Origin of the sequence: Kitasatospora kazusensis (assembly GCF_039529945.1) — a bacterium.
Taxonomy (GTDB): Bacteria; Actinomycetota; Actinomycetes; order Streptomycetales; family Streptomycetaceae; genus Kitasatospora; species Kitasatospora kazusensis.
Genome location: NZ_BAAANT010000013.1, coordinates 51,426 through 64,745 on the forward strand (window position 1 = coordinate 51,426; position 13,320 = coordinate 64,745).

At 72.7% G+C, this 13,320-nt stretch carries 11 protein-coding genes; 7 read left to right on the forward strand and 4 right to left on the reverse strand.

The features are described from left to right. The gene (locus ABD330_RS13895) at positions 1-834 is read right to left on the reverse strand and encodes a PP2C family protein-serine/threonine phosphatase (protein ID WP_344464602.1); all 834 of its coding nucleotides are present in this window, start codon (positions 832-834) and stop codon (positions 1-3) included. Positions 835-1,082: 248 nt separating this feature from the next. Here ABD330_RS13895 and ABD330_RS13900 point away from each other — a divergent pair, with 248 nt between their 5' ends. From ABD330_RS13900 to trxA, 5 genes are all read left to right on the forward strand, one after another. Next, positions 1,083-2,741, forward strand: a complete 1,659-nt coding sequence (locus ABD330_RS13900; protein WP_344464604.1) for an alkaline phosphatase family protein — start codon at positions 1,083-1,085, stop codon at positions 2,739-2,741. A gap of 180 nt (positions 2,742-2,921) precedes the next feature. Beyond that, positions 2,922-3,350 carry a YciI family protein gene (locus ABD330_RS13905; protein WP_344464606.1) on the forward strand — a complete coding sequence of 143 codons (429 nt, stop codon included), beginning with the start codon at positions 2,922-2,924 and terminating at the stop codon, positions 3,348-3,350. 103 nt (positions 3,351-3,453) lie between these two features. Further along, complete coding sequence (locus ABD330_RS13910) at positions 3,454-4,800, forward strand: RNA polymerase sigma factor (protein WP_344464608.1); 1,347 nt, start codon at positions 3,454-3,456, stop codon at positions 4,798-4,800. A 72-nt stretch (positions 4,801-4,872) separates the two neighbouring features. Continuing rightward, positions 4,873-5,307 (forward strand): MerR family transcriptional regulator, encoded by a 435-nt coding sequence (locus tag ABD330_RS13915; protein ID WP_344464610.1) that lies wholly within the window; start codon positions 4,873-4,875, stop codon positions 5,305-5,307. 75 nt (positions 5,308-5,382) lie between these two features. Next, a complete protein-coding gene (gene trxA, locus ABD330_RS13920) occupies positions 5,383-5,721 on the forward strand; it encodes a thioredoxin (RefSeq protein ID WP_344464612.1) in 339 nt (112 codons plus the stop codon). Positions 5,722-5,799: 78 nt separating this feature from the next. Here trxA and ABD330_RS13925 read toward each other — a convergent pair whose 3' ends face one another. Continuing rightward, positions 5,800-6,411: a TetR/AcrR family transcriptional regulator C-terminal domain-containing protein gene (locus ABD330_RS13925; protein WP_344464614.1), complete on the reverse strand. Its 612-nt coding sequence runs from the start codon at positions 6,409-6,411 to the stop codon at positions 5,800-5,802. Between the two features lie 281 nt (positions 6,412-6,692). Here ABD330_RS13925 and ABD330_RS13930 point away from each other — a divergent pair, with 281 nt between their 5' ends. Further along, positions 6,693-8,240 carry a hypothetical protein gene (locus ABD330_RS13930; RefSeq protein ID WP_344464616.1) on the forward strand — a complete coding sequence of 516 codons (1,548 nt, stop codon included), beginning with the start codon at positions 6,693-6,695 and terminating at the stop codon, positions 8,238-8,240. Positions 8,241-8,475: 235 nt separating this feature from the next. On the opposite strand, the gene ABD330_RS13935 is transcribed toward ABD330_RS13930, so the two are convergent. Further along, the gene (locus tag ABD330_RS13935) at positions 8,476-9,213 is read right to left on the reverse strand and encodes an aquaporin (protein ID WP_425555524.1); all 738 of its coding nucleotides are present in this window, start codon (positions 9,211-9,213) and stop codon (positions 8,476-8,478) included. Between the two features lie 167 nt (positions 9,214-9,380). Between ABD330_RS13935 and ABD330_RS13940 the strand changes: the two genes are divergently transcribed. Next, on the forward strand, positions 9,381-10,148 hold the full coding sequence (locus tag ABD330_RS13940) for a MerR family transcriptional regulator (RefSeq protein ID WP_344464618.1): 768 nt from the start codon (positions 9,381-9,383) through the stop codon (positions 10,146-10,148). 87 nt (positions 10,149-10,235) lie between these two features. Here ABD330_RS13940 and ABD330_RS13945 read toward each other — a convergent pair whose 3' ends face one another. After that, positions 10,236-13,055 (reverse strand): PKD domain-containing protein, encoded by a 2,820-nt coding sequence (locus ABD330_RS13945; protein WP_344464620.1) that lies wholly within the window; start codon positions 13,053-13,055, stop codon positions 10,236-10,238. Positions 13,056-13,320 lie beyond the last annotated feature (265 nt).

A 13,320-nucleotide genomic window follows, 5' to 3' on the forward strand; every position in this document is an offset into this window, starting at 1 on the left:
TCAGCCGCCGTCGGGGGGCGCCGCGTCGTGGCGCAGTACCAGCACCGCCGCGTCGTCCGTGTGGCCGGTGAGGTCCGCGACCTTGATGACCTCCGCCGCCAGTTCGCCCGGGTCCGCGCCGACCCCGGCCCGGACCACCCGGGTCACCTGCTCCAGCCCGGCCTCGATCGGGAACGACGGCCCTTCCACCACACCGTCCGTGACCAGGACGAACGCCCCGGCCGCCGTCAGCCGCCGCCGGGTGACGGGGTACCCCTCGCCGGGCAGGACGCCGAGCGGCAGGCCGCCCTCGTCCTGGGCGATGCCGAAGCGGCCGTCGTCGGTGGCCCAGACGGCGGGGACGTGTCCGGCCCGGGCGTCGGTCAGCTCCCAGGTCTCCGGGTCGAAGCGGAGGAAGCTGCAGGTCGCGAAGAGCCGGGTGTCCATCGACAGCAGCAGCTCGTTGGCCCGGCTCAGCACCTCGCCCGGGTCGGCGGCGGCCGCCGCCACCGCGCGCAGCCCCACCCTGACCTGGCCCATGAAGGCCGCCGCCTCCACGTCGTGGCCCTGGACGTCGCCGATCGAGAACCCGAGTGCGCCGTCGGGCAGCCAGAAGCCGTCGTACCAGTCGCCGCCGATGTTCAGGCCGTGCCGGGCGGGGGCGTAGCGGGCGGCGGTCCGCAGCCCCGGCAGTTCGGGCAGTGCGGCGGGGAGCAGCCCGCGCTGCAGGGCCTCGGCCAGTTCGACCCGGGCCTGCTGCAGCTCGGCCCGCTCCAGCGCCTGGGCGGTGAGCCGCCCGAGTTCGGTCAGCAGGTCGTCGGCGCTCGCGGGTCGGATCGGACGGCGTCGGGTCATCGACCCTCCGGGTGGCCTTGGGTTGGATCCCCCTCCCGGAGGGTCCAATTCCGGATCATCCTATTTCCGGGCCGCTTCGTCCGCTTGGCGGAGCCCGAGCGTCCGCCCGCCGGGACTCCGGACACTTGGCCGGAAACAGCCCAGGGCCTTCCCCGTCCGTTCATGTGCCCGCCGTGGCGGGGTCACGGAGCGCCACTACTCATGAGCCGAGGCCTTGCCGCGCACCGCATGAGTACCGAGGAGCATTCGTGACCCGCAGAGCAGTTCGACTCGCCGCCGTCCTCAGCGCCACCGGAGTCCTGGCCGGAGCGACCATCGCCCAGTCCTACGCCGCCACCGGCCCCGTCGACGCGCTGCACCGCGCCGCCGCCAAGCACGTACTGCTGGTATCGGTGGACGGGCTGCACCAGTCGGACCTGGCCTGGTACGTCGCCCAGCACCCGCACTCGGCGCTGGCCCGCCTGGTCGGCGGCGGCGTGGAGTACACCGGCGCCCGGACCACCACGCCCTCGGACTCCTTCCCCGGCATGGTCGCCCAGGCGACCGGCGGCGGCCCCGGCACCACCGGCGTCTACTACGACGACACCTACAACGCCGCGCTGCTCCCGGCGGGCACCACCCACTGCGCGGGCGTGAAGCCCGGCGTCGAGGTCGACCTCACCGAGGACCTGGACCGGAACAAGGCGTCCATCGACGCCGGCCAGGGCCTCCAGGGCCTGCCGAACAGCATCCTCTCGCTGACCGGCAACGCGGCGAGCCTGCTCGACCCGAGCAAGCTCCCGGTCGACCCGAAGACCTGCCGCCCGGTCTACCCGCACTCGTACCTCCAGGTGAACACCATGTTCGAGGTGGCCCGGGACGCGGGTCTGCGCACCGCCTGGTCGGACAAGCACGCCGCCTACGACATCCTGAACGGCCCGTCGGGCACCGGCATCCAGGACCTGTTCGCGCCCGAGATCAACAGTGACGCCCCGGGCTACCCGGCCGGCGGCGACTGGACCACGGACAACAAGGCCACCGAGCAGTACGACGGCTACAAGGTGCAGGCCGTCCTGAACGAGATCGACGGCTACGACCACAGCCGCGCGCACAAGGTCGGCACCCCGGCGATCTTCGGCCTGAACCTCCAGTCCGTCTCCACCGCCCAGAAGCTGGCCGGCTCGGACGGCCTCAAGGGCGGCTACGCGGCGAAGAACGTCCCCGGCCCGCTGCTGGCGAAGAACCTGGACTTCGTCGACCGGCAGATCGGCGCGCTGACCGCCGAGATCCACAAGCAGCACCTGGACGGCAGCACCACGGTCATCCTGTCCGCCAAGCACGGCCAGTCGCCGGCCGACCCGGCCTCGCTGACCCGGATTGACGACGGCCCGCTGCTGGACGGCCTGAACGCCGCCTGGAAGAAGCTGCACCCGCAGGCCGGCGACCTGGTCGCGCACGCCGTGGACGACGACGGCGTGCTGCTCTGGCTGAACGACCGCTCCTCGGCCGCCACCGACTTCGCCAAGAACTACCTGCTGGCGCAGCACGGCACCGGCACCGACATCGACGCCAAGCCCAAGGCGTTCACCCACGGCGGCCTGACCAAGGTCTACGCGGGCGAGGCGGCGGCCGACTACTTCGGCGTCAAGCCCGGCGACGCCCGCGTCCCGGACGTCTTCGGCATCGCCCAGTACGGCGTCGTCTACACCGGCGGCACCAAGAAGGTCGCCGAGCACGGCGGCGCCCACGCCGACGACCTGGACGTCCCGCTGGTCGTCTCCGGCGCCTCGACCCCGGGCGGCGTGCGGGACTCGGCGCCGGTCGAGACCAAGCAGATCGCCCCGACCATCCTCAGCCTGCTCGGCCTGAACCCGCAGTCCCTGCAGGCCGTCCGCCAGGAGCACACCCGGGTGCTGCCGGTCCGCTGACCAGCCGTTCTCCCCGGCGCGGGGCCGCACACCGACGGTGTGCGGCCCCGCGCCGCGCCACCTCCGGAACCGGCGGGAGAAATCCCCGCCGCAGGTGTCGAGAGCCGTCGCCCCCGTTCGACGCAGAGGTGGAGCGGCCGGAAGGACCGGCGGCAGCGGGTGACCCAGGGAGACACGGAGATGCGATTCATGATGCTGGTCAAGGCGACCGAGGACTCCGAGGCGGGCGTCCTCCCCACGGCGGAGCAGTTCAGCACGATGGGCGCGTACAACGAGGAGCTGGCCAAGGCGGGGGTGCTGCTCGGGCTGGACGGCCTGCAGGCGAGTTCGAAGGGCGCGCGGGTCAGGTTCGACGGCGGGAAGCGCACGGTGACGGACGGCCCGTTCGCCGAGACCAAGGAGCTGCTCGCCGGGTACTGGCTGATCCAGGTGAAGTCGAAGGAGGAGGCCGTCGAGTGGGCCAAGCGGATCCCGTTCGACGCGGGCGAGGAGGTCGAGATCCGGCAGGTCTTCGACCCGTCCGACTTCCCCGCCGAGGTCCTCACCCCGGACGCGGCCGCCCGCGAGCAGACCGTCCGCGAGGGCCTGGAGGCGGCCGACCCCCGCTGAGCGGGGCCGCCCGGCGGCGGCGCCCGACCGGGGCCGGTGAACGACGGAGCCGGCGGGCGCGCCGCTGGTGCACGCGGCGCGGAAGCTGATCTGATGGGCTGCCGTGACCCCTCCCGATGACCAGCTGGAAACCCACCGCGCGATCGAGGCGGTCTGGCGGATCGAGTCCGCCCGGCTGATCGCCGGCCTCACCCGGCTGGTCCGGGATCTGGGCCTGGCCGAGGAGCTGGCCCAGGACGCGCTGGTCGCCGCGCTGGAGCAGTGGCCGCAGACCGGTGTCCCACGCAACCCGGGCGCCTGGCTGATGACCACCGCGAAGCGCCGCGCGATCGACCTGATCCGGCGCCGGCAGCGGCTGGAGCAGAAGATCACCGAACTGGGCCACGAGCTGGAGAACGAGCAGGCGGGGGCCGTGTCCGAGAGTGACGCGGCCTTCGACGCGGTGCTGGAGGACACCGCCGACCGGATCGAGGACGACCTGCTGCGCCTGGTCTTCACGGCCTGCCACCCGGTGCTCGCCACCGAGGCGAGGGTCGCGCTCACGCTGCGGCTGCTCGGCGGGCTGACCACCAAGGAGATCGCCCGCGCCTACCTCGTCCCGGAGTCGACCGTCGCCCAGCGGATCACCCGGGCCAAGCGGACCCTGGCCGAGGCGCACGTCCCGTTCGAGGTCCCGCGCGGGGAGGAGCTGGCGGCCCGGCTCTCCTCGGTGCTGGAGGTGGTCTACCTGATCTTCAACGAGGGGTACGCGGCGACCGCCGGTGACGACTGGATGCGGCCCGCGCTCTGCGAGGAGGCACTGCGGCTCGGCCGGATCCTCGCCGGACTCGCCCCGGACGAGCCGGAGGTGCACGGCCTGGTCGCACTGATGGAGATCCAGGCCTCCCGCTCGGCTGCCCGGACCGGGCCGGACGGCGAGCCGGTCCTGCTGCTGGAGCAGGACCGGGGGCGCTGGGACCACGTCCTGATCCGCCGGGGCCTGGCGGCGCTGGACAGGTCCGAGCAGCTCGCGGCGGCACGCGGCAGCGGGCTCGGCCCGTACGCCCTGCAGGCCGCCATCGCCGCCTGCCACGCGCGGGCCCGCACCCCGCAGGAGACCGACTGGCGGCTGATCGCGACGCTCTACCAGGAGCTGGCCGGGCTGCTGCCGTCGCCGGTGGTGGAGCTGAACCGGGGCGTCGCACTGGCGATGGCGTACGGCCCGGAGGCCGGACTGGAACTCGTCGACCGGCTGGCCGGCGAGCCCTCGCTCAAGGGCTACCACCTGCTGCCCACCGTGCGCGGCGACCTGCTCGCCAAGCTCGGGCGCCTCGACGAGGCCCGGCAGGAGTTCGAACGCGCGGCGGACCTGACCCGCAACGGGCGCGAGCGCGCCCTGCTGCTCGGGCGGGCCGCCGCCTGCGGGCAGGGACGGGCCGGCCGGTCCCAGGGTCCGCACGACCAGGCCTGATCCGACGTGAATGAATGGGACGGACCCTGACCGCTGGCCTTGACGTCAGGGTCAAGGTCTACCGTCGTCCTCATGCGGATCGGCGAACTGGCAGAGCGGACCGGCACCACCACGCGCACCCTCCGGTACTACGAGTCGCGCGGGCTGCTGTCCGCGCGGCGTACCGGCAACGGGTACCGGGCGTACGGCGAGGACGACGTACGGCTGCTGCGGCAGATCCGGCTGCTGCAGGACTTCGGGTTCGAGCTGGAGCAGACCCGGCCGTTCGTGGAGTGCCTGCGGGCCGGGCACCCGGCGGGCGACTCCTGCCCGGCCTCGCTGGAGGTGTACCGCGCCAAGCTCGCCGAACTGGACGCCTGCATCGCCGGACTCCAGGCCGTCCGCGAGCAGGTCGGCGCACAGCTCGCGCGGGCCGAGCTGGAGGCCGGGGAGGCCGAACCGCGCTGCGAGCTCTCGCCCGGACCGGGCCGGGCGGCCGACCAGCTGAGTGGCAGTCCGGCTGAGTGACAGTCCGGCTGAGTGGCCGAGTGACCGACAACTGACCAACAACTGACCGATCGTCATCTGACAGGAGTGCGAACCATGGTGGAGACAGCGGAAAGCCTCGTGGCCGAGGTCACCGACGCGACCTTCGCGGCGGAGGTGCTGGCGTCGGAGCTGCCGGTGCTGGTGGACTTCACGGCCTCCTGGTGCGCGCCGTGCCGGATGATCGCGCCGGTGCTGGAGGACCTCGCGGGCGACGAGGCCGGGCGCCTCAAGATCGTCAAGCTGGACGTGGACAGCAACCCGCAGACCCAGGCCGAGTACGCCGTCCTGTCGATGCCCACCCTGATGGTGTTCCGCGCGGGGGAGCCGGTGAAGACCCTGGTCGGAGCGCGGGCCAAGGCGCGGCTGCTGCGGGACCTGGCCGACGTCCTCTGAGCCGTCCGTACGCCCCCGGCGCGCCGACTGCCGCGCGTGCCGGGGGCGCGGCCGGGTGGGGGAGCGCCGGGCCCGCCCTCACGGCCGGATGCCGTCCAGCGTCGTCCGGAAGCCTCGGATCAGGGCGGAGAGGCCTGCCTCGAAGGCGAGTTCGCGGAAGTCGGGCGGGGCGTGCAGGAGGGGTTCCAGCCCGGCCGGCAGCTCCTCGGCCGGCGGCGCGGGTGGGCGCGGCTTCTCCAGGTGGAGGGCCGAGCCGATCAGGAAGTACTCGACGGACTGCACGACCGGGAGCACGTGCTCCTCCGGCCAGCCGGACGCCCGCAGCACGGCGAACGCGTCGGCGTAGGCCTGGAGCGCCGAGACGGCCCGGGTCGGCCGGCCGGCCAGCAGCGGCACCATGTTCGGGTGGGCCGCCAGCGCGGCCCGGTAGGAGCGGGCCCAGCGGTCCAGCGCGGCCGTCCACGGGCGGATGTCCGGGTCGAGCCGCATCTCGGCGACGATGAGATCGCAGATCCCGTCGATGATCTCGCCGCGCCCTGAGACGTGGTTGTACAGGGACGGGCCCTTGACGCCGAGTCGGGCCGCGATCCGGGTGGTCGACAGTGCCGCCGACCCCTCCTCGTCGACCAGCGCGAGCGCAGCCCGCATGATGCCCTCCCGGGTCACCAGCTGCCGCGACGGCCTGCCCATCCGCTCTCCTCGCGCCCTGTCGGCCGCCGTGCGGGTTTCCCGGCACCCGGGGTCGAACGGCAGCTGCGGGCCAGTGTACGGTCGGCCACATAAAACTACTGGCTCTAGTTTTAGGGGCGGGCCGGAGCCGCTCGGCTCGGGCCGACCCCCGCCACTCCCGGTCTCGCCGCTTCCGGCCGGTGTCGCGACTTGCATAGTGCTGACAGGTTGTCAGTAACATGCCAAGGCAAGGCGATCCTGTTCCGCCTTCCCGACCCACACGCTGAAGGTGACCCCTCCGCATGCCCGTGCGCACCCTCGCTCTGCCCGCACTCGTTGCCACTGCCCTGCTCACACTGTGCAGTTGCAACCCGACCACCCCCGCAGCCCCGCCGGCCGACCCCGCCAACGCGGCCGCCCCGGCCGCTGCGGCCCTGACCGGCACGCAGGACCCCACCTCGGACCCCACCTCGGACCCCACGGCGGACCCCGCGGCGGCCCAGGCGGTCACGCTGGTCGTCCCGGCCGATGCCACCCCGGCCACGGGCGCCGACGCCCGGACCACGGGTACCGGAAGCCCGGCGTCCGCGTCCGCCAAGAGCCCGACGGCCGAGCCGTCCGCCTCGGCGCCGTCTGCCCGGCCCGTGGTGGCCGGTAACCCGAACCTCGCGCTCGCCTCGTACGACAAGCAGACCGGCAAGGCTGTTCTCGCGGTCACCGCCACCGCCCCCACCGCCCGTCCCACCGCCACCCCCACCGCGCGGCCCACGGCGACGGCCTCGGCCCCTGCCGCCGCCCCTGCCCCCGCCACGCCGGCCGTTCACCCCGGCGAGCTGATCGACAGCCCGCCGTCGGCCGCCGCGCCGCACGGCGCGCTGCTCGCGATCACCGGCGTCCAGCCGGCCGACCATGGGAAGGTGGAGGTCAGCACCCGGCCGGCCACCATCTCGGAGCTGCTCGGCCGGACCTGGGCCGACGTCCGGACCGCCCTCGACCCGCGCAGCATCAAGGTCACCCCGCAGGTCAAGGACCTCAAGGTCTCGTACGTTCCGAAGCCCGACGGCGGCAGCGGCTCCGCCTCCGCCGCGCTGGAGCTGGACGCGAACAACAGCATCCCGCTGCCGGACGGGTCCTCGGCCAAGTTCTCCGGCGCGCTCCGACTCGACCCGGCCGTCGACTTCTCCTACCAGGGCGGACTTCTCGGTCTCCAGAAGGCGAAGGTCGGCTTCGACCTCGGCGCGCACGCCGACTGGCACGTCACCGCCGGTCTCACCGCCGCCGGTGGGCCGGTCAGGATACCGATCGCGACCCTCGCCGCCAGCCCGGTGGTGATGGTCGGTCAGCTGCCCGTCGTGGTCTCCCTCAACCTCGCCGTCTACGCCGAGATCAGCGCCGACGGCACCGTCACCGTCGACGCGGCGCAGACCGTGGACGGCAACTGGGCGATCCACGCCGACTACACCAAGGCGGGCGGCTGGACGAGCGCCACCGAGCCCGTCACCACCACGGTCTCGCCGGTCCGGGCCAGGTTCGCCGGCAAGGCGGACGTCCGCACCGCCCTGGTGGCGGACGGATCGGTCGCGCTCTACGACACCCTGGGCGTGAAGGCGACCGTCGAGCCGTACCTGCGCGCGGCGGTGGACGGGAAGGTCAGCATCGACACCAGCGGTGCCGCGCCGACCGTCGACGGCACGGCGGGCCTCTACGGCGGGCTCGACGTGAACGGCGCCGTGATGGCGCGGATCGCCATCCTCGGCACCCCGCTCTTCGAGAAGGACCTTCCGTTCGAGATCTACCGGCACGAGTGGCCGATCGTGACCCGGACGGCCGGCGCCGCGCCGGCCCACTGACGGTCACCCACTGACGGTCGCCTGTCGGGCAGGGCAGGTCCGCCCGCACGCCGAACTCCGGGACGGGACCTGCCCGATACGGTCCCAGCCCCTCGTACGCCCCCAGCGCGCCGACTGCCGCGCGCCGGGGGTTCGGCGACGATGGGCGCATGATCCGAATGACCGAGCCCGGCGCTGCCACCGGCCGGATCGGCAGTAGCAGTAGGGGAGTTCGGGCAAGGGCGTGGGCGCGAGATCAGGGCGCGAGCAGCTCGCGGGCGTCGTCCGGGGCGTGCTGGGGGGCGGGCTGCGGGCCGCGCCGGCCGAAGAGCAGGGCGACCAGGGACAGTCCGAGGGCCGCGCCGGCCGTCTGGGCCAGCACGAAGGCCGGGACGGAGCCGGGGGCGATGCCCGTGTAGGTGTCGCTCAGCGCGCGGCCGAAGGTCAGCGCGGGGTTGGCGAAGCTGCCGGAGGACGTGCCCCAGCAGGCCGCCCCGATCCAGGCGGCCACCGCCACCGGTGCGTACCGGCCCCGGCCGCTCCGCAGCAGGCCGAAGACCAGCAGGATCAGTACGCCGGTGGCGAGGCCCTCGGCCAGCCAGAGGTGCCCGGAGGCGCGCTGGTGGCCGGAGAGTTCCACGAACGGGTGCTCGAACATGACGTTGGCCAGCCCGACGCCGACGATCGCGCCGCCCAGCTGCGCCAGCACGTACGCGCCCAGCTCGCGGGGGGTGAGGCCGGTGCCGGCCCGGCGGTCGGTCCACCAGGCGGCGGCGGAGACCAGCGGGTTGAAGTGGCCGCCGGAGACCGGCGCGAGCAGGGCGATCAGGACGGCCAGGGCCAGGACGGAGGCGAGCACGTTGGCCAGCAGCTGCACCCCGCCGTCCGGGCTCAGGCCGCTGGCCTGGATGCCGGAGCCGACCAGGACGGCGGCCAGCACGGCGGTGCCGACGCCTTCGGCGGCCAGGCGTCGGGACAGGGGTGCGCTCATCATGCCGCCATGCTCCCAACCCGGCCCGTCGCGGACAATTGGTTGGTGTACCCAAGCAAGCGGCCCCCGAGGGGTGCTCGGTTCGGAGACTCGTACGGGTGCGGAACCGCGCTTGACCCTGACGCAACGGGAGGCAGCAGGGTTGGCAACGACAAGGAGGGAGAGACCCGGTGAGCAGTTACTCGGTGGGGCAGGTCGCCGCGATCGCGAAGGTGACCGTGCGGACCCTGCACCATTACGACGGGATCGGGCTGCTGTCGCCCGGCGGGCGTACTCCGGCGGGCTACCGCCGGTACCAGGACGCGGATCTGGACAGGTTGCAGCAGATCCTGTTCTACCGCGAGCTGGGATTCCCCCTCGAAGAGATCGCGGCCATCCTGGACGATCACTCGGTCAGCCCGAGCGCGCACCTGCGCCGGCAGCACCAGCTGATCGGTGAACGCATCGAGCACCTCCAGGAGTTGGCAACGGCCGTCGAACGAGCGATGGAGGCACAGAAGATGGGAATTCAGCTCACCCCCGAGGAGAAGTTCGAGGTCTTCGGAGCGGAGTACGACGAGGACTGGGAGGCCGAGGCGCAGGACCGCTGGGGCGGCACCGAGGCCTGGAAGCAGTCCCAGAGCCGCACCGGCGGGTACACCAAGGCGGACTGGGAGCGGATCACGGCCGAGATGCACGAGATCAACTCCCGTCTGGTGCAGGTCTTCGGCACGGGCGCGGCCGCCGACAGCACCGAGGCGACGGACCTGGCGGAGGTGCACCGGCAGCACATCACGGAGCACTTCTACGACTGCCACTTCGCCATCCACCGGGGCCTCGGCGAGATGTACGTCGCGGACCCGCGCTTCGCGGCGAACTACGAGAAGCTGGCACCGGGCCTGGCCCAGTGGTTCCGCGACGCGATCATCGCCAACGCGGACCGGGCCGAGGCGGCCTGACCCCGCCGGCCGGGCCCCCGGAGGACGAGGCAGGGCCTCCCGGTACGACCGGGAGGCCCTGCCTGGCGTGGTGCCGTGTGCTGCCGACTACGGGAGGTAGGGCACGGTGAAGTAGCCGAAGAGGTCGGCGACGACGTCGGTGTTGCCGGTGTGGTTGTAGATGTCGATGCCGCCGTTCTCGGCGACCGGGGTGGTGACGTGGTTCGGGACGGTCTGTCCGGCCGTGAAGTTGAGGTTCGACGTGCCGGGCTTGGTGGTGCCGTCGGCCCAGACGGTGAGGTACCCGCCGGTGGTCGACCCGGTGCTGGTGACGTTCAGGACGGCGGCGCTGGTGCCGGCAGGCGCGCCGGTCGGGACGACGAGCTTGCCGTCCGGGCCGAGCGTGCTCTTGGCGGTCCGGGTGTCGACCAGGCGGGTCGGGGCGACCGGGGTGAAGAAGCTGTCGGCGTTCGGGCTGTAGGAGCCGAACACGTCGGCGATGACGTCGGTGTGGCCGGTGTGGTTGTAGAGGGTGACCTTGCCGTCCGCGCCGATCGGCACGATGACCTGGTTCGGCACGGTCTGCCGGGCGCCGAAGTTCACGTTGCTGGTGCCCGGCCGGGGGGTGCCGCTGGGGTAGGCGGTGAGGAACCCGCCGGTGTCGGAGCCGGTGGCGGTCAGGTTGAGAACGGCGGCCGTCGCGTAGCCCGGGACGCCGTTCACGCCCGCGACCTGGATGCTGATGCTGCTGTCCGGGCCGAGCGTGTTCTTGGTGGTCCGGGTGTCCAGCAGGCGGCTCGGTGCGGTCGCGTCGAACCCGTTGCCCGGGCTGCTCTGGTAGAAGCCGACCACGTCCATCACGACGTCGACGTTGCCGAAGCGGTTGAAGACCGACAGCCGCTCCCAGTCACCGAGCGGGACGGTCACCAGGTTCGAGATGTTCTGGCCGGCCTTGAAGTTGACGTTCGAGGTGGCCGGGACCTTCGGGCCGCTCGGGTACACCGTGAGGTAGCTGTCCTTGTCGCCGCCCACGGCGGTGACGTTCACGACGACCGCGTCCGGGTGCGGCATGCCGGCCGGGAACGCGAGGTACGGGTTGACCTCCATCGACTGGCCCTGGCCGAGCCGGGTGCCGGTGTTGGGGGCCTTCGGGGACCGGGTGTCGAGCACCCGGTACGGGGTGACCGCCGTGTAGCCCATCGGCGCGTAGAGGGCGTTCACGGTGCTGGTGACGGTGGCCTTGGCGCCGGACTCGTCCGTGACGGTGGCGGTGACGGTGTACCCGCCGGGCTTGGCGTAGTTGTGGTAGCTGAGCGCGTTGGCCGAGACGGGCGTCCCGTCGCCGTAGTCGACCTGGAAGCTCTTGAGCCGGTAGGGGGCCGTCGACTTGTTCAGCTCGAACTGGTAGCTCAGCGGCCCGTTGCCGTTGTCCTTGGCCGAGGTGATCTCCAGCTTCGGCACGACCGGGCCCGGGTCGGTGACGGTGATCTGGTACGGCGTCGCCACCTTCGTCACCGACTTGTCCGTGGCATCCGTCGCCGTCACGGTGATCACGTACTGGCCCTTGGCCGTGTACGCGTGGGCCGCCTGCGGCGTGCTGCTGGGGACGGGGTCGGTGCCGTCGCCGAAGTCGAAGCTGTACGTCGTGGTGTCCGGCCAGTTCCGGGTCGACACGACCTTGGCCGTCACCTGCATGGGGTGCGGTCCGTAGGTGTTGTCCGCCTGGACCTGGAAGGTCTTGAACGGCTGCAGCTCGATCGCGCCACGGTCGTAGAAGCCGTTGCCGGTGTCGGGCCGGTTGAGGTCGTCGGCCCGGGGGTTGCCCATCAGGTCGGTGGCCAGCTCGCCGGGCGCGGAGGCGTCGGCGGAGTCCGTCGCGGGCGAGTCCCCCGACGGGACGACCAAGGTGTTCGCCACCTGGGTGACCTGCAGCTTCGGGTCGTCGTTGATGTCGTGCGCGCCCTGGCCGGTGGCCGTGTGGAAGGCCGCCGGGGTCGGGTAGCCGGCCGGGCCCCAGGCGTAGCCGGTGCCGGAGCCGGTCGGGCGGACCACGTTGTAGTCGACCTTGGTGCCGCTGACGGAGGCGGCCGAGACGGAGAGCTCCACGGCGTGGGCCGGGTCCTTCACGCCGAAGTCCGACCCGGTGATGATGTTGTTCTCGACCGTCGCACCGCTGGAGTTGCCCGCCAGCGAGATGCCCAGGCTGTTGTTGCCCTGGAGGGTGTTGCTGGTCACGACCGTGCCGGGCGCGTCGGTGACGACGATGCCGGCGCCCTGGTTCCCGCTGAGGGCGTTGGTGGTGACGACCGTACCGGTGACGCCCTGGTCGACCGCGATGCCGGCGGTGCCGGAGTCGCCGATGCTGTTGCGGCTCACCACCGAGTCGGTCGTCCGGCCGCTCAGCCGGACGGCCGGCGAGTTGGTGAACGTCCCGTTGTAGGAGGAGTTGTGGTCGACCGTGATCCGGTCGGAGTCGGTGACGAGCACCGCCTCCTGCGGGGTGTCGAAGATGAAGTTCCGCACGGTGACGTCGTGCACACCGGACAGCACGAAGGCGTGGCCCGTCTTCGTCTTGCTCTGCCAGTAGTCGATGCCGACCTGCGGCATGTTCTCGGGGAGCGTGCTGTCGCCCGTGAACGTGATGGGGTGCCCCGGCGTGCCGGAGTTCTTGACGGTGACCTGCTCCGGGTAGGTGGCCGGGCCGGCCGTGACCTGGACGGTCTGGCCGGCCTGGACGAGGTTCGCGGCGGCCTGCACGGTGCAGAAGGGCAGGGCGGCGGCGCCCTGCCCGGCGTCCGAGCACTTCCCGGGCGTGTTGTCGACGAAGAGTGTGGTGCCGGCGTCCGCGAAGGCGGGTATCGGCATGCCGATGCCCGCCAGTACGGCGGCGGCGACGGTGGCGAGTCCGGCGCGGCGGCGGATGGACAAGAGATGTTCCCCCTGAAGATGTGACTGTCCGGCCCGCGACGGCATCAACCGCCGTGAGCGTGCACAGCGTTCCACACCCCCCACCCGCCCCCGGCGCCCAGGGTCTCCCCGTCACCGACCGCCGGACGCCCTCCCGCCGGCCGGGGCCCTGCGGGTCGCGGAGCGGCCGCCCGGGGTGTCCCGTCGGCGGTGCAACCGGGGTGAGCCGCACGGCTGTTGTGCGAACCGGCTGCCCGGTACTCCGGGGCCCGCCCGGTGCACGCCT

Bases quoted from the DNA above. Each gene is read 5' to 3' on its own strand.
- ABD330_RS13895 (WP_344464602.1), bottom strand. From the start codon at position 834: ATGACCCGACGCCGTCCGATCCGACCCGCGAGCGCCGACGACCTGCTG.
- ABD330_RS13905 (WP_344464606.1), top strand. From the start codon at position 2,922: ATGCGATTCATGATGCTGGTCAAGGCGACCGAGGACTCCGAGGCGGGC.
- ABD330_RS13915 (WP_344464610.1), top strand. From the start codon at position 4,873: ATGCGGATCGGCGAACTGGCAGAGCGGACCGGCACCACCACGCGCACC.
- trxA (WP_344464612.1), top strand. From the start codon at position 5,383: ATGGTGGAGACAGCGGAAAGCCTCGTGGCCGAGGTCACCGACGCGACC.
- ABD330_RS13925 (WP_344464614.1), bottom strand. From the start codon at position 6,411: ATGGGCAGGCCGTCGCGGCAGCTGGTGACCCGGGAGGGCATCATGCGG.
- ABD330_RS13930 (WP_344464616.1), top strand. From the start codon at position 6,693: ATGCCCGTGCGCACCCTCGCTCTGCCCGCACTCGTTGCCACTGCCCTG.
- ABD330_RS13935 (WP_425555524.1), bottom strand. From the start codon at position 9,213: ATGATGAGCGCACCCCTGTCCCGACGCCTGGCCGCCGAAGGCGTCGGC.